At 66.6% G+C, this 16,085-nt stretch carries 14 protein-coding genes and 1 pseudogene; 9 read left to right on the top strand and 6 right to left on the bottom strand.

Annotation, left to right across the window (positions count from 1 at the left end):
* The first annotated feature begins 92 nt into the window (after window positions 1-92).
* The 6 genes and pseudogenes from SCI24_RS03040 (at window position 93) to SCI24_RS03015 (ending at window position 6,522) form a co-directional block, all read left to right on the top strand.
* Window positions 93-1,937 (top strand): bifunctional sugar phosphate isomerase/epimerase/4-hydroxyphenylpyruvate dioxygenase family protein, encoded by a 1,845-nt coding sequence (locus SCI24_RS03040; protein ID WP_318723931.1) that lies wholly within the window; start codon window positions 93-95, stop codon window positions 1,935-1,937.
* Between the two features lie 60 nt (window positions 1,938-1,997).
* Window positions 1,998-2,867, top strand: a pseudogene (locus tag SCI24_RS03035) (shikimate dehydrogenase family protein); the annotation flags it as partial.
* Window positions 2,864-3,313, top strand: coding sequence for a type II 3-dehydroquinate dehydratase (gene aroQ / locus SCI24_RS03030; RefSeq protein ID WP_318723930.1), 450 nt, complete (start codon window positions 2,864-2,866; stop codon window positions 3,311-3,313). The pseudogene SCI24_RS03035 and the gene aroQ, both read left to right, overlap by 4 nt.
* Window positions 3,314-3,621: 308 nt before the next feature.
* Window positions 3,622-4,635, top strand: a complete 1,014-nt coding sequence (locus tag SCI24_RS03025) for a DctP family TRAP transporter solute-binding subunit (RefSeq protein WP_318723929.1) — start codon at window positions 3,622-3,624, stop codon at window positions 4,633-4,635.
* 60 nt (window positions 4,636-4,695) lie between these two features.
* Window positions 4,696-5,250 carry a TRAP transporter small permease gene (locus SCI24_RS03020; protein ID WP_318723928.1) on the top strand — a complete coding sequence of 185 codons (555 nt, stop codon included), beginning with the start codon at window positions 4,696-4,698 and terminating at the stop codon, window positions 5,248-5,250.
* Window positions 5,251-6,522 carry a TRAP transporter large permease gene (locus tag SCI24_RS03015; protein ID WP_318723927.1) on the top strand — a complete coding sequence of 424 codons (1,272 nt, stop codon included), beginning with the start codon at window positions 5,251-5,253 and terminating at the stop codon, window positions 6,520-6,522.
* 55 nt (window positions 6,523-6,577) lie between these two features.
* Here SCI24_RS03015 and SCI24_RS03010 read toward each other — a convergent pair whose 3' ends face one another.
* From SCI24_RS03010 to SCI24_RS02985, 6 genes are all read right to left on the bottom strand, one after another.
* Window positions 6,578-7,468 (bottom strand): DMT family transporter, encoded by an 891-nt coding sequence (locus SCI24_RS03010; protein WP_318723926.1) that lies wholly within the window; start codon window positions 7,466-7,468, stop codon window positions 6,578-6,580.
* Between the two features lie 53 nt (window positions 7,469-7,521).
* Window positions 7,522-8,355, bottom strand: a complete 834-nt coding sequence (locus SCI24_RS03005; protein ID WP_318723925.1) for a sugar phosphate isomerase/epimerase — start codon at window positions 8,353-8,355, stop codon at window positions 7,522-7,524.
* Window positions 8,348-10,090 (bottom strand): FAD-dependent oxidoreductase, encoded by a 1,743-nt coding sequence (locus SCI24_RS03000; protein ID WP_318723924.1) that lies wholly within the window; start codon window positions 10,088-10,090, stop codon window positions 8,348-8,350. The genes SCI24_RS03005 and SCI24_RS03000 overlap by 8 nt, the downstream gene beginning before the upstream one ends.
* A gap of 118 nt (window positions 10,091-10,208) precedes the next feature.
* Window positions 10,209-11,162 carry an AEC family transporter gene (locus SCI24_RS02995; protein ID WP_318723923.1) on the bottom strand — a complete coding sequence of 318 codons (954 nt, stop codon included), beginning with the start codon at window positions 11,160-11,162 and terminating at the stop codon, window positions 10,209-10,211.
* 46 nt (window positions 11,163-11,208) lie between these two features.
* Window positions 11,209-11,988 (bottom strand): IclR family transcriptional regulator, encoded by a 780-nt coding sequence (locus tag SCI24_RS02990; RefSeq protein WP_318723922.1) that lies wholly within the window; start codon window positions 11,986-11,988, stop codon window positions 11,209-11,211.
* A gap of 62 nt (window positions 11,989-12,050) precedes the next feature.
* A complete protein-coding gene (locus tag SCI24_RS02985; protein ID WP_318723921.1) occupies window positions 12,051-12,842 on the bottom strand; it encodes an IclR family transcriptional regulator C-terminal domain-containing protein in 792 nt (263 codons plus the stop codon).
* A gap of 133 nt (window positions 12,843-12,975) precedes the next feature.
* Here SCI24_RS02985 and SCI24_RS02980 point away from each other — a divergent pair, with 133 nt between their 5' ends.
* From SCI24_RS02980 to SCI24_RS02970, 3 genes are all read left to right on the top strand, one after another.
* The gene (locus tag SCI24_RS02980) at window positions 12,976-14,304 is read left to right on the top strand and encodes an adenylosuccinate lyase family protein (RefSeq protein ID WP_318723920.1); all 1,329 of its coding nucleotides are present in this window, start codon (window positions 12,976-12,978) and stop codon (window positions 14,302-14,304) included.
* 175 nt (window positions 14,305-14,479) lie between these two features.
* The gene (locus SCI24_RS02975; RefSeq protein WP_318723919.1) at window positions 14,480-15,310 is read left to right on the top strand and encodes a CoA transferase subunit A; all 831 of its coding nucleotides are present in this window, start codon (window positions 14,480-14,482) and stop codon (window positions 15,308-15,310) included.
* Window positions 15,311-15,315: 5 nt separating this feature from the next.
* Window positions 15,316-16,083: a CoA-transferase subunit beta gene (locus tag SCI24_RS02970; protein ID WP_318723952.1), complete on the top strand. Its 768-nt coding sequence runs from the start codon at window positions 15,316-15,318 to the stop codon at window positions 16,081-16,083.
* The last annotated feature ends 2 nt before the right edge of the window (window positions 16,084-16,085 follow it).

Raw genomic sequence — 16,085 nt, 5'->3', positions numbered from 1 at the left:
GCGTATGATGACCCCTCGCCATGATTCGACGAATAGCGTGGCGTGAGGCCGCCACGCTTACTCCCTCGATATCGCTCCCCTTGGAGGACAAGATGCGCGCCATTGCCACCGTCTGCCTGAGCGGCGACCTGAGAACCAAGCTCGAGGCCAGCGCCCGTGCTGGCTTCGATGGCGTCGAGATCTTCGAGAACGACCTGCTCTCCTTCGACGGCACGCCGGGCGAGGTGCGTGAGCTGTGCGAACGGCTGGGGCTGGCGATCGTCGCCTTCCAGCCCTTCCGGGACTTCGAGGCCATGCCCGAGCCCCAGCGTGGCCGCAACCTTCAGCGAGCCGAGCGCAAGTTCGACCTGATGGAACAGCTGGGAACCGATTTCCTGCTGGTCTGCAGCAACGTCTCCCCCCAGGCCATCGACGACATGGACCGGGTCGTGGAGGACCTTCGTGAACTGGCGGAGCGGGCGCATCGGCGGGGCATTCGCGTGGGCTTCGAGGCGCTCGCCTGGGGGCGGCATATCTCGGACTATCGCGATGCCTGGGAGGTGGTGCGCCGCGCTGACCACCCCGCGCTCGGCGTGGTGCTCGACAGCTTCCATATCCTTTCCCGCGGCCACGACCTCTCGACCATCGGCAAGATCCCCCGGGACAAGATCTTCTTCGTCCAGGTCGCCGATGCGCCGCTGCTGGACATGGACATCCTGCAGTGGAGCCGCCATTTCCGCTGCTTCCCCGGCCAGGGGCGGTTGCCGCTCGAGGCCTTCATGGCCGCCCTGGCGAAGGCCGGCTACTCGGGCCCCCTGTCGCTGGAGATCTTCAGCGATGCCTTCCGGGCCGCCCCCACGGAGGCCACCGCCCTGGATGGCCTGCGCTCGCTGATCTGGCTGGAGAACCTGCTGCCGGAAGGGCCCTGGGCGAGCCCCATCCCGCCGGCACCCCGCTACAACGGTATCCACTTCATCGAGTTCACCCTCGACGAGGAGAGCGCGGCACCGCTGGGAGAGTTCATCGGTGCCCTGGGGTTTCGCCATGTCGGTCGCCACCGCTCCAAGAACGTCGAGCTCTGGAAGCAGGGCGAGATCCACCTGGTGCTCAACTTCGAGACCGACAGCTTCGCGCATACCTTCCGCCTGCTGCATGGCACCTCGGTCTGTGCGGTGGGCTTCCGGGTCGACGACGTGGAGAAGGCCCTGGCCCGGGCGAGAGCCTTCAAGGCCCAGACCTATCGCGGCCAGGTGGGCGAGGGGGAGATGGAGATCCCCGCCCTGCGCGGCATCGAGGGCAGCCTGGTCTACCTGGTGGACGACGCGGCCGCCGGCGACCTGCAGTGGCGTACCGACTTCGAGCTCTTCGACCAGGAGAGCCGCGACGAGGCGGGCCTGACTCGGGTCGACCACCTCTCCTATGTGCTGCCTGCCACCCAGCTGCTGGGCTGGCAGCTGTTCCATCGCACCGTGTTCGGCTTCGAGGCCGAACCGGAGCACGAGATCGTCGATCCCCGCGGCATGATGATCAGCCAGGCAGTCAACAGCCCCGACCGCAGCATCCGCCTGCCGCTGACCGTTTCCCAGGCTCAGGAGACCCAGCCGGGCCGCTTCCTCAGCGAGTTTCGTGGTGGGGTGCAGCAGATCGCCTTCGAGAGCCAGGATCTCTTCGCCACCGTAGATGAGCTCCAGGCTCGGGGACTGCCGTTGCTACGCATCCCGCAGAACTACTATGACGACCTCGAGGCCCGCTTCGGGCTCGATGAGGACCTGCTGGAGGCCATGCGCTCGCGCAATATCCTCTATGACCGCAAGGACGAGGGCGACTTCTTCCATGCGTACACCGAGACCTTCTCGGGGCGTTTCTTCTTCGAGATCGTCGAGCGGCGCGGTGGCTACAACCAGTTCGGTGAAGCCAACGCGGGCATCCGCCTGGCGGCTCAGGCCGCTCAGCGCTGAAGCGGATCGCACCCTAATGACAGGGAGCTTGCCAGGCGCCGCTCCCAGCAACGGAGGAACCCCATGAAACTCGGCCTGATCGGCAAGGCAATCATGAACTCCAGCTCGCCGGACCTGCATGTGAGGCTCGGCGAGCTGACCGGCATCCCGGTGACCTACGACCTGTTCGATGCCAACGAACAGCCCATCGCGTCCCTGGAAAGCCAGGTCACTCAGGTGATCGCCGATGGCTACCGAGGCGTCAACGTGACCTTTCCCTGGAAGGAAGCGGCGGTGAACCTGGCCACTCGCCCCTCCGAGGGGGCTCGCATGGTCGGGTCCGCCAATACCCTGGTGTTCGAGGGGAGCGAGATCATCGCCGAGAATACCGACTTCACCGGGTTCATCAGTGGCTACCAGGCGACTCTCGGTGACCGACCGCCGGGCCGAGTACTGCTGCTCGGTACCGGTGGCGTGGGCAAGGCGGTGGCCTTCGGCCTGGGCAAGCTGGGGGCCGAGGAGGTGATCCTGATGGACCTCGACGAGGCCAAGTCCCGCCAGCTGGTCGAGGAGCTCCAGAACCAGGGGTTCCGTGCCTCCTTCATCACGCGAGAGCAGGTCGACGAGACGGTGCCGTCCTGTGACGGCCTGGTCAACTGCACCCCCATCGGTCACGAGAAAAGCCCCGGCTGCCCGCTGCCCAAGGAGCTGATCGCCGCCCACCACTGGATCTTCGACGCCGTCTACGTGCCGGCGGTCACCGAGTTCGTCGCCGCCGCCAAGGCGGCCGGTGCCGGTGTGATGAGCGGGGTCAGCCTGTTCGTCTTCCAGGGCGTGGATGCCTTCAAGCTGTTCTGCGAGGATGCCGACAGGCGAGCCGCCGCCGACGAGCAGGCGATGACCCTGTTCGCCCATTACAAGCGGGCGCTGCTCAAGGAGGACGAGGCATGAGTCAGGGCAAGGTACTGGTACTGCACGGTCCCAACCTCAACCTGCTGGGCACCCGCCAGCCGGAGATCTACGGCCACGAGACGCTCGACGACGTCAACAACGCCCTTCGCGAGAAGGCCGTCCTCGAGGGCTGGGAGCTCAACAGCTTCCAGAGCAACCACGAGGGGGCGCTGATCGACGCCATCCATGCCGCGCGACTCGACGGCACCCTGGCGATCATCATCAACCCGGCGGCCTATACCCATACCTCGGTGGCGATCCTCGATGCCCTCAACGCCTTCGAGGGCACCGTCTACGAGGTGCATATCTCCAACGTGCACAAGCGCGAGAGCTTCCGCCACCACTCCTATGTCTCGCTGCGCGCCGATGGCGTCATCGCCGGGCTCGGCACCCAGGGCTATCAGGCGGCACTGGATGCGGTGATCAAGGCTGCCAAGAGGGCCTGAGTCGCCTCGGTTCCCCTGCCTTTCTCTCCGACCCGCCTCATGGCGGGTTTTTTGCGTCGAGCTAGCGCATTCAACGTTGTCCGGCCCCTCTTCTGCGAGGCCGGCGGCTACCCTAGAGATAGGGCGGCGCCCGCCTGCGACGGCTGGTGAGCCTTGCCGCCAGTGTGATGGGAGCGCCAGCAGGGCCTGCTTTACACCTTTAGTTGCAGAGGCGCGGTAGGCGTTGACATAACTGGAAGCCAGTTCTAGTGTTCGCATAAAGCACTATCGTTCGCAATACAAACAATCACTACCATGGAGGACTTCCCATGCTCAAGTCATCAGCCAGCGCGACAACGGCGACGCTCGGTGCCCTGGTCTTCGCCATGAGCACTTTGGCCCAGGCCGATACCATTCGCTTCGCTCATGTCGACCCCGACGACTGGCAGAGTTCCAAGAAGGGGGCGGCCGCGCACATGTTCAAGAACGTCGTCGAGAGTGAGACCGAGCACAGCGTGGATATCTACCCCGCAGCCTCGCTGGGCGACGAAGACGAGCTGATCCAGCAGGCCATCGATGGCACCACCCAGGTGGTCATGGTCTCGGGGGCCATGTCGAAGATCTGCCCTGCCGCGGGGGTGCTGGACATTCCCTACATGTTCGAGACGCCGCTGGTCGCCTGGGAGGTACTCGACGGCGAATTCGGCAACGCCCTGGCCGAGCACTGCCTCGAGCAGACCGGACTGCGCACGCTGGGCTATGGCGAGACCGGGGTGCGCCACTTCACCAACAGCAAGCTCGAGATTCGTACCCCCGAGGACATGAATGGGCTCAAGTTCCGGGTCCAGGACATTCCGCTCTACGTCGAGATGGTGGAAGGGCTCGGCGCCCAGCCGACGCCGATCGCCTGGTCGGAGTTGCCGACCGCCCTGTCGACGGGCGTGGTGGATGGTCAGGAGAATCCGGTCGGGACCATCTACAACAACAACCTGCATGAGTTGCAGGACTACCTGACGCTCGACGGCCATATCTACGCGGCCGACTTCCTGGTGATCAACGATGCTTACTTCAGCGGCCTCTCCGAGGCGGACCGCGAGGTGATCCAGCGGGCCGGGGTGATGGCCGGCATGATGGGGCGCTCCATCCAGCAGTTCACCACCGCCCAGGGCCTCAAGGCCGTGCAGGAAGAGGGCATGCAGGTCTACAGCCCGACATCCGAGGAGCTCGCGCAGTTCCGCGAGCAGGCCCAGCCGCCGGTCGTCGCCTGGCTGGAGGAGGACCTGGGTTCTGACGCCGAGTGGATTCAGCGCCTGCAGGATGCGGTGGCCGACGCCACCGAGTGATCCCCCCGCCCCCCGTGCTCCTGATGGCACGGGGTGGTTTCCTCCAGAGGCTCGAGACACATGGCGGCTATCTTCCAATCATTTCAGCGCCTGGCGGCGGGGGTCTTTGCCGCCGGCGCGGGGCTCTCCATGGCCCTGATCTTCCTGATCGTCTTCCTCAATGCCCTGGGGCGCTACACCCTGGGGAGTTCCCTGGCCTGGGGCGACCAGGTGCCGGTCTTCCTGGGGATCTACGGGGTCATGTTCGGCATGGCGCTGGCCTACCTGCAGGATCGCCACGTGCGCCTGGGGGTGATCGTGGACTTCCTGTCGGTACGTGTCCGCGAGGCCCTGTTCCTGATCGTCGACCTCGCCGTGGTGGTGACCGGGGCGCTACTCGCCTGGTCGGGCTACCTGTTCATGTCCAGCCGCGGCGGCATGCGAATCTCGGGGCTCAACAGCACCATTCGCAGCCTGCGGGAGGCGACGGGGCTTGAGCTCTTCAACGTGTTCGGCACGATGGCGCCCTATCAATTCGCCATCGTGCTGGGCGGTGGCATGCTGGCCGTGGCCGCCACGCTCAAGTTCATCGAGCGGATCGGCACACTACGTGCGATGACAGACGAGGTCTCGTGAATGGTCTATCTCATCCTGCTGGTCGGCCTGGCCATCGGCATACCGGTCGCCTTCGCCATCATGGCGGCCCTGCTCTATTTCATGGCCGTGGGCGAGTTTCCCTATCAGCTCTCCGCTGTCGCCACCCAGATGTTCTCCGGAATCAATTCCTTCGCCCTGCTGGCGATACCACTGTTCATCCTGGCCGGGGAGCTGATGAACGAGAGCGGTATCACGATGCGGATCATTGCCTTCTCCAAGATCCTGGTCGGAAGGCTCAAGGGCGGACTGGCCCACGTGAACATCTGGGCCTCGGTGATCTTCGCCGGGCTTTCCGGTTCGGCGGTGGCCGATACCTCGGCACTGGGACGGGTGTTCATCCCCGAGATGGAGAAGGAGGGCTATCCCCGTGATTTCGCGGCGGCGCTCACCGCGGCCTCGTCGGTGATCGGCCCGATCATTCCGCCGAGCATCCCGGTGATCATCTACGCGCTGATCGTCACCGGCGTCTCGGTGCCGGCGCTGTTCCTGGCGGGTATCGTGCCGGGCCTCCTGCTGGCCCTCTTCCTCTCAGGTTACGTGATGATCTTCGCGGGGAAGTACCAGAAACGGCCCACGGCACTGCCCTCCGGGGAAAAGCGCAAGATCCTGCTCGAAGGCGTCATCCCGTTGTTCATGCCGGTGTTCGTGGTGGGTTCGATCCTGCTGGGCGTCGTCACCCCCACCGAAGCGGCCGCCTTTGCCGTGGCCTACGCGCTGTTCGTGGGCATGGTGGTCTTCCGCAAGATCCATTTTCGCGATCTACCGAGCATCTTCACGCGCACCATGGTCGACACGGCGGTTATCATGATCATCATCGCGGCGGTGGCGGCGGCCAACTGGCTGCTCACCTTCAACCGCGTGCCCAACATGCTTACCGATCTGACGCTCGCCTATATCACATCGGAGTGGACCTTCCTGCTGGCGGTGATCGTGCTGTTCCTGGTCGCCGGGCTCTTCCTGGAAGGGATTGCCGCCATGCTGGTGCTGGTGCCGATCCTGCACCCCATCGCGGTGGGCATGGGGGTGGATCCGGTGCACTTCGGCATCATCGTCATCTTCAACCTGATGATCGGCTTGATCACCCCGCCCATGGGGTTGTGTCTGTTCGTGGCCGACTCCGTGGCCAATGTGGGGCTGTCGCGGCTGTCGCGGCGGATCCTGCCGCTGTTCCTGGTGGAGCTGCTGGTATTGCTGCTCATCACGTTCGTGCCGAGTATCGTGACCGGCCTGCCCAGGCTGATCGGTTACTGATGAACGGTGACGTGGTCAGCCCCATGCCTCGAGGTCATGCCGTCGGAAGCCGGCATTAGCTGCGCCGGGTGGCGAGGAAGAGCCCCGCCCCGATGATCAGGATAGCGCCCAGGTAGGTCTCGAGCAGCGGTACGTCCCCGAAGACCAGGTATCCTGCGGCCGAGGCCCAGACGATCTGCAGGTAGAGGAAGGGCGAGACCAGCGAGGCCGGGGCGCATCGCATGGCCATGATCAACCCCAGCTGGCTTGCCGCGCCCAGGATGCCGATGGCCAGGAACAGGGGTAGGTCGCCCAGGGCGATGGGCGTCCAGAACAGGGGCACGATGGCGCTGCTCACCAGGGCGCCCGCCAGGCCGGCATAGAACAGCGAGGTCAGTGGGTGGTCATGGCGGCCAAAGCGTCGGGTGGTGAGCTGGTAGAGCGCGAAACAGAAGGCCATGCCGAAGGGCAACAGCGCCGCCGGCTGTGATTGCCAGTCCACCGGCCCCACGGCGATCACCACACCGACAAACCCAACCGCGACGGCCAAGCCCCGTGCCGGGGTCACCCGCTCCTTGAGCAGCGGGATGGCCAGCAGGGTAACCAGCAGCGGGGAGCTGAAGTTGATGACATAGACTTGCAGGATGGGCAGCTCGCGCAGGGCCAGGTAGGCGAAGGTACTGGCGCCGAACAGCAACAGGCCACGCAGTACCTGGCCGAAGAGCGACTCGGTCCGCATCAGTTCACGGCAGCGAGGAAGTCCCAGCCAGCCGAGGTAGGCCGCCAGGACCAGCATATGGCCGGCATAGCGCGCCCACACCACTTGTACCGGCGAGTAGTCCTGGCCAAGCCACTTGACGCCCGTGTCTAACAACACGAAGAGCAGGCCCGCAAGGAGAATGAAGCCGATGCCCAGCAATGGGCGGTCGGCGGGCAGGGCAGGGACGAGAGGCGGGTTACTGGCCATGAAGATCCCGAGAGGTGGAGGAAGGCTAATGCTAGCAGGCGAATGATGTGTTGCTAAGGTACCCGGGTCTCGACCAGCTGTCGTGACGTTTCCAGCGCCAGTCTGGCGCGCGCCAGGGCGCTGACGCCCTGACGTCGAAGCCTTTCGGTCGGGATCTCCAGGCTCAATGGCAGATCGCGGGGTAACGTCGCCAGCAGGGCCGGCAGGTCGATATCACCGTCACCCGGGAAGCAGCGCTCCTGGCGTGCCTCGCGAAGGATCTCCGCCATGTCCTCGGGGATCGGGCCGGCCACGTCGCATAGCTGCGAATAGCGCATCCACTCACGGGGAACCCGTGACAGCTCCTCCAGGCGGCTGGCCGACCGGTTGAAGTGGAAGGCATCCACCAGCAGGCAGGCATTGTCATGACCGGCCTTGCGCACGTTCTCGGCGATACGGTGAGCCTCGATGAGGTTCTTCACACCCGTCCAGGGCATGAACTCGAGGTGCGGATTCAGCCCCAGCGGCCTGGCCAGTTCACATAGCGTCGCGAAGTTGTCGATGGTCCGCGCAGTATCCTCATCGTTGCCGGCCACCAGCACTTCGCTGGCGCCCAGCTCTGCCCCTATCTCCAGGATTCGGGCAAAGTCCTCGCCGACTCGGGTCTCGGGCTTGAGGCGCAGGATCTCTATATCCACGACTCTCAGGCCGGTATCGCGTAGTCGCTCCCGAGTCTGGCGCCGCAAGGCCGTATCGTGGGCGAGCGGGAAATGGTGCTCCACTGAGGTGGCGGGGATCAGGCGCAGGCCGACGCCATCGTAGCCTGCTCGGGCCGCCACCTCGACCATCTCGGGGGGAGACAACTCCAGTACGGTCAGGGCCGCCAGGGAGAAGAGGCGCTCAGGCATCGGCGTGCTCGCTGCGAGTCTCGGGTGAGCCGGCCTCTCGCTGGCCGGCGGCGTGCAGGCCGGCGATATGGCCGAAGGTCATGGCCGGCCCGAGGTTGATGCCGCCGGCAGGATAGTAGCCGCCCATGATGCTGGCCATGTCGCTGCCTGCCGCGTAGAGGCCGTCGATCGGGAGGCCCCGGGCATCCAGGACCTGGGCGTGCTCGTTGGTCTTGAGGCCGGCGAAGGTGCCGAAACAGCCCGGCACCACCTTCACTGCATAGAAGGGGCCCTGGTCCAGGGGCGCCACGCAGGGGTTGGGGCCGTGGGCGGGATCGCCACTCTTGCGGTTGTAGGGGGTGGAGCCGCGGCCGAATTCCGGGTCCTCGCCGCGGGCGGCGTGGCGGTTGTAGTCGGCCACCGTGGCCGCGAGCCCGTCCGGGTCGATGCCGCAGTTCCGGGCCAGCTCCTCGACGGTCTTGCCGGCCTTGAGATAGCCCTTGCGGATCCAGTGCCGGAACGGCACCGGCGCCGGTCGGGTGATGCCGATCCCGTAGCGACGCTGGAAGCGGTGGGTGCAGACCAGCCAGGAGCAGAGCGCCTCGTTCTCCGGCACCGCCTTGACCATGGCGTCCACGTAGTCGTAGTAACCGCTGGCCTCGTTGACGAAGCGCTTGCCATTGCTCAGCACGCCGATGATGCCCGGCTTGCCGCGGTCGATGATGTGCGGGAAGTGGCCGACATGGCCGTCCTGGTAGGGGACCACCGAGACCGGTGCCCAGGCCACCGGCGAGTAGAGGCTGGTGTCGACCTCACCACCCACTGACTCGCCGAGGCGCAGGCCGTCGCCACTGGCGGAACGTGGCGGCAAAGGCCAGTGCTCCTCTCCGGTCGGGGTGTGCGGAAAGAGCGCCTTGCGCCGCGTGACGTCCCAGGGGAAGCCGCCGGCGGCCAGCACCACGCCGCGCCGGGCGTTCAGGGTGATCTCACCACCCGGGGTCTCCACCACCACCCCGGTGACGTGCGTGCCCTCCTTGATCAGGCGTTTCGCCGGCGAGGAGACCCAGGTCTCGACGCCCAGGTCGTCGGCGGACCTGGCCAGTCGCCCGGTCAGCGCCACGCCATTGACCAGCTGCATGGCGCGGCCATGGCGGACCAAGTCATAGAGATGACGGCTGAGGCGCCTGGTGACGTGGGCGAAGGATTTGATGGAGCGGGTGACGCTAAGGAAGGCCATCAGGTCCGGCCCGGCCTGGATCGGCATGCCCAGGAAGGCGGTCTCGGGCATGGTCTTGCGCAGCTTCTTCAGCGTCTTCCTGTCGAGTTCGCGACCGTCGAAGGGCGCGGCGATCACCGAGCGCCCGCCGGTACCGGCGCCAGGCGTGTCGCCATGGATGTCGGCGATCGCGTTGCCGTCGGCGAACTGCAGGGCGGTGTTGTCGTGGAAGAATTCGACCATCTTCGGTGCCGCATCGAGGAAGGCATCGATCTTCGCCGGGTCGTAGCGCTCACCCAATTCATGGCGCAGGTAGGTGCGCACCGTTTCCGGATCCTCTTCGATCCCGGCAGCCTTGGCCAGGGGATTGAGCGGGGCCCACATCCAGCCGCCGGACCAGGCGGTGGCACCGCCCAGACCCTCGGCCTTTTCTACTACCACCACCGTGAGGCCATGCCAGGCGGCGGTGACGGCGGCGGAGAGGCCGGCCGCGCCGGAGCCCACCACCACCAGATCGATGTCTTGCTGTCTGTCGGCCATTGCCGATCCTCCGGAATGCTGTTCCGGAATAATCTAGAACAATGTTCCATTTTTTTCAATGGGCAGCCATCGCCAACCCCCGGCATGCCTGGAGCGAGGTGACGGAGGGAGCGGTGATTCAGGCGACGGGGAGCAGGCCGACGCGGGTCATCAGCCAGATCAGCAGGCTGATGGTGATGAAGGAACCCAGGGTGCCGACCATCAGGGCGGCGGCACTGACCCCACCCAGGCCGTAGCGCTGGCCGAACAGCGGGAAGACGCTGATCATCGGGGCGCAGGCGAAGAGCAGGGCACCGGTCAGCAGCATGGGATCCGCCTCCGGCAGCAGCAGGAAGACGCCGAGCACAGCCAGGGGGTGCAGCAGCAGCTTGCCGACGACGATCTGGCCCACGTCGGTGGCCATGCCGCGGACCTGGAGTCCATACAGGGAACCGCCGATCACGAACAGCGCGGCGGGGCCGGCGGCATCGGCCAGCATGTCGATGGCCTTGGCCAGCGGGCCTGGCAGGGCCAGGCCCGAGACGGCGAGCAGCACGCCTACCACCAGGCCGATCAGGATAGGGTTACGAGCCAGGCGAAGGGCCGTCTGGCGCAGGGTGGCACCGAGACCGGCGCCGCCCTGGTTCGCCATCTCGGCCAGGATCAGTGCCGCGGGAATGATCAGCAGGTTCTCGATCAGCATGTTCAGTGCCAGGAACACCGCGGCGGGCGAGCCCAGCACCATGGCGGCCACCGGGTAGCCGATGAAGCCGCTGTTGGAGGCGGCCATCCCCAGGGCATGCATGGCCCCGATACCGAGCGACTTGCGCTGTAGCCTCAGGGTCAGCAGCAGGGCGAAGCCGAATACCGCCAGTGAGCCCAGGCCATAGGCCAGCAGGTAGTGGGGATTGAAGACTTCTCCCAGCGGGTTCTGGTTGAGGGCGCGGATCACCAGGGAGGGCAGGGCGCAGTACATGACGAAGGTGCCCACGCCCTGGAGCTGCTCGCGGGTGATGATGCCGCCGGCCATGATCAAGTAGCCGACCCCGATCAGCAGGAAGATCGGGGTGGTGATGGCGAGGATCTCGAGCACTACGGCCTCCTTGCCGGAGTGGCTATCGGACGCCCGGCGTCGGGCATCAGCTGAAGAGTCGTGACGAGGCGCTGGCCTGGGAGAGTTCCGACGCTGCTGCCGCCAGTTTGGGTCCCAGGGCCTGGACGCGCTCGGCATCGAGCCGCACGCTTGGCCCGGCGATGCTCAGTGCCCCGATGGGGTGACCATCGAGCGGATGCCGGACCACGGCCGCCATGGCCGTGGTGCCGGGGCCCATGCTGTCGCTGACCCAGCTGTAGCCACGCTCACGGGTCTGGCGCAGGTGCTCGAACACGGCCTCGCGGGTACGGGGCGCCCCGGGGCCCACCGGGTGGTCGGTCTCCAGGCCATGGGCGTCGATCAAGGCCGTCGCCGCCTCGTCGCTGAGGTCGGCCAGCCAGGCATGGCCGCTGGCGGTACAGAAGAGCGGCGCTTCGCGGCCCATGTCCGGATCGTAGCGCAGCCCGCTGCGTGCCCCCTGGGCCTTGGCGATCCAGGTCAGGTGTTCTCCCTCGATGACCGAGAGGCGCACCAGCTCGCCGCTCTCCTCGGCCAGGCGGTCGAGGATCGGCTGGAGGACGTCGCTGGCCCCGGTGCTCGCCAGGTAGCTCAGCCCCATGGCCATCAGCCGCGTGGTGAGCCGGTAGCGCTGGTTATTCGGGTCCTGGCGGACGTGGCCGAGCCGGATCAGCTCGTTGCAGATGCGGTGGGCCGCGCTCTTGGGAATGCGCAGCCGGTCGGCGATGACCAGCAAGGGCATGCCCTCGGCGTCCTCCGAGAGGATTTCCAGCACCCCCAGGGTGCGTTCGATCAGGCTACCCGCCATGATGGCTATCCATTCGTCGCGAAAACCTTGATTCTAGAATCGTGTTTTGGAAATTGCACCCATCAGCTGACGCTGGCGCGGATCTGTCGAGCCTTCTCCTGCAGCAGCGGGAGGTACTGGCGCATCAGGGTGTCGAAGTCGACCCGGGCGGCATTGGTGCTGATGTTGATCGCGCCGAGCAGCCGGCCGTTGGCATCGAAGGCCGGCACGGCCACCGAGCGCAACCCGGAGTCGAGCTCCTGGTCGGCGATGGCGTAGCCCTGCTGGCGCACCTCGAGGATGCAGCGCCTGAGCTCGGCCTTGTCGGTGATGGTCTTGTCGGTATGCGGCTCGAGGACCACCCGTGCCAGGAAGGCGTCGAGCTCGGCATCCGGCAGCTGGGCCAGCAGCACCCGCCCCATGGAGGTGTGGGCCGCCGGCAGGCGCGTGCCCACCGAGAGGGTGATGGCCATCAGGCGGTGGCGCGACGAGGAGCGGGCCACATAGGTGACGTCGTCGCCGTCCAGCACGCCCAGCGACGAGGACTCGCCGCATTCGTTGGTGATGTCCTCGAGGATCTGCTGGATCACGCTGCGATAGTTGTTGGCGGAGAGGAACGCATAGCCGAGGTTCAGCACCTTGGGGGCCAGCTCGAAGTGGCGCTGCTGCTTGCGGACATAGCCCAGCGCATGCAGGGTCAGCAGGAAGCGTCGCGCCCGGGCACGGTTCATGCCGGTGCGCGACGCCACCTCGCTGAGGGTCATGCGCGGGTGGGCCTCGTCGAAGGCCAGGATGACCTCGAGGCCACTGGCCAGTGCGGTGACGAAGTCGCGATCGTCGGGGCTCAGGGCCTCGTCCTGCAGAGACGTTTCCATCCGTCGTGTTCCTTGGTCGTGTTGCCGGAGAACCTTGGTCTAATCTAGCATATTTGTTCGAAATGCGAACATGTGTGCGACCATAGGGGAAGCCCCATGGTCGACGTCCCACGCCACCACCGGAGAGACCCTCATGCCTGCCGCCCTGATCCAGCACCCCTTCATGAGCCAGCAGGCGCTGGCCGAGTGCAATGCCCGGGCCATGGTCGACGCCATGCTGGCCTTCGAGCTGGCCCTGGCCGAGGTCCAGGAGGCCCAGGGGGCGGTACCCGAGGGCGCCAGCCAGGCCATGCGCAGGACCCTCGAGGCGCATGACTTCGACCTGGAAGCCATCGCCGCCGGCATCGCCAGCGGCGGCAATGCGGCCATCCCCTTCGTCAAGCAGGGGCGCGCGGTCTTGCCGGAGGCGCTCAAGCGCTACTGGCACCAGGGCGCCACCAGCCAGGACGTGGTCGACACGGCCCTGATGCTGCTGCTGAAGCCTCGACTGGCCGCCCTCGATGTCCTGCTGGTGCGCTGCCGCACCGCGGCCCTCAGCCTGATGCAGCGCCATGACGAGACCGTGATGGTGGGCCGCACCCTGATGCAGCAGGCGCTGCCGATCACCTTCGGCGTCAAGGTGGCCCACTGGGCCATCGGCCTGGAGCAGGCCCGTCGTCGCCTGGCCGGGCTGGAACTGCCGGTGCAGTTCGGCGGCGCCGTGGGGGTGCACTCTGGTTGGGGTGACCTGGGATTCGACTTCATGGACGCCCTGGCCCAGCGCCTGGGCCTCGCGACCGCCGTGCTGCCGTGGCACACGGATCGCCAGCCGATCCATGCCCTGGCCACGGGGCTGGATGCCGCCGCCGGCGCCGCCGAGAAGCTGGCCCTGGACGTGTCGCTGCTGACCCAGACGGAGCTCGGCGAGGTGGCCGAGCCGGCGGCCCCCGGCATGGGGGAGTCCTCCTCGATGCCGCACAAGCGCAACCCGGTGCGCTGCGCGCTGATCCGCGGCGCCGCCCGACAGGTGCATGGCCATGCCACGGTGATCCTCAACGCCGCGGCCCAGCCCCTGGAGCGGGGCCTGGGGGAGTGGCATGCCGAGTGGGCGCCGCTGCTCGATAGTGCCCTGCTGCTGGAGGGTGCACTGGAACAGGCCGCGGTGCTGCTCGAGGGCCTGGAGGTGCACCCCGAGGCGATGCGGCGCAACCTGGCGGCGACGGGCGGCGGCATCATGGCCGAGCCGGTCTCGCGCCTGCTGGCCCCGGTCGTGGGCCAGGATGCCGCCAAGCGGATCAGCGCCGAGGCCGCCGAGACGGCGCGCCTGATGGGGCGCCCCTATGCCGAGGTCCTGGCGGGGCACGAGGAGGTAGCGGGGCGCGTCGAGCCTGCCGACCTCGAGCGGGCCAGTGATCCGGCCTTATACCTTGGTAGTAGTCGAGCCCAGGTGCAGCGTGCCATCGCCTGGCTGAAAGGCAAGTAATCGACTGAAAGATCGACACTTACGCGGGGTGATCGCGAGGGGAGGCCAGGCCTCCCCTTTTTCGTGCGCGCACGGCGGGATTTGACGGCCGATCGTGACGGGAGTAATTTGTTCGCATCACAAATCAAAGTTCGCTATTCGAACTTATCGAGAGGCACCGCCAGGAGGAGATCCCATGGCCGAGTTCCTGAGCCTGCATGACGCGGTGGCGCGCTACGTCGAGGACGGCGCCACCGTGGCCATGGAAGGCTTTACCCACCTGATTCCCTTCGCCGCGGGTCACGAGGTGATCCGCCAGAAGAAGCGCGACCTGACCCTGATCCGCATGACCCCCGACCTGATCTACGATCAGCTGATCGGCGCGGGCTGTGCGAAGAAGGTGATCTTCTCCTGGGGCGGCAACCCCGGCGTGGGCTCCCTGCACCGCCTGCGTGATGCCGTGGAGAAGGGCTGGCCCCGCAGGATCGAGATCCTCGAGCACAGCCATGCCGCCATGGCCTGCGCCGTCGAGGCCGGGGCCGCCGGCCTGCCGCTGGCCGTGCTGCGCGGCTACGTGGGCAGCGAGCTGCCCAACGTCAACGACCAGATCAAGTTCATCGAGTGCCCCTTCACCGGCGAGCGCCTGGCCGCGGTGCCGGCGGTGCGGCCCGATGTCTCCATCGTCCACGCCCAGAAGGCGGACCGTAAGGGCAACGTGCTGGTGGAAGGCATCGTCGGCGTGCAGAAGGAGGCCGTGCTGGCGGCTGCCAGGAGCATCGTCACCGTCGAGGAGATCGTCGAGGACCTGACCGCCGAGCCGGACTACCACCCCAACGCCTGCATCATCCCGGGCTGGGCCATCGACGCCATCGCCGTGGCCGAGAAGGGCGCCTTGCCCTCCTATGCCCATGGCTACTACCCGCGCAACAACCGCTTCTACAAGGAGTGGGATGCCATCGCCCGCGACCGCGACGCCTTCACGGCCTGGATCGAAGAGAATGTCATGAACGCAGGGGGGAACGCCTGATGAGCATCGAGTATACGTCCTCGGAGATGATGACCGTCACCGCCGCCCGGGCACTCGAAAACGGCATGACCTGCTTCGTCGGCATCGGCCTGCCCTCCGAGGCCGCCAACCTGGCGCGCCTGACCCATGCCCCCGACGTGGTGCTGATCTACGAGTCCGGCACCCTGCAGACCAAGCCGGACGTGCTGCCGCTCTCCATCGGCGACGGCGAGCTCGCCGAGTCGGCCCTGACCACCGTCGCGGTGCCGGAGATGTTCCGCTACTGGCTGCAGGGCGGCAAGATCAGCGTGGGCTTCCTGGGCACCGCCCAGATAGACCGCTACGCCAACCTCAACACCACCCTGATCGGCGACTACCATGATCCCAAGGTGCGCCTGCCGGGCGGTGGCGGGGCACCGGAGATCGCCACCAACGCGGGCGAGGTCTTCATCACCCTGAAGCACTCCAGGCGCGCCTTCGTGAAGGACGTCGACTTCGTCACCACCCTGGGCTTCGGCCGCGATGGCAAGGGCCGCGACGGCGTGCCGAACATCGGCAAGGGGCCCACGCGCGTCATCACCGACCTCTGCGTGATGAAGCCAGACCCCGAGAGCAAGGAACTCACGGTGGTCTCCCTGCATCCGGGCGTGAGCCGCGAGGACGTGATCGAGGCCACCGGCTGGGAGATCCGCTTCGCCGGTGAGCTCGAGAGCACCCCCGAGCCCAGCGCGAAGGAACTCGAGATCCTGCGCGAGCTGAAGGATCGTACCGAACGAGCCCACTCGGGTCAGTAAGC

This window comes from Halomonas sp. (assembly GCF_033549285.1).
Classification (GTDB): domain Bacteria; phylum Pseudomonadota; class Gammaproteobacteria; order Pseudomonadales; family Halomonadaceae; genus Halomonas.
The sequence above is the reverse complement of the archived record's forward strand: the minus strand, read 5'-3'. Positions and strand labels throughout refer to the sequence as shown.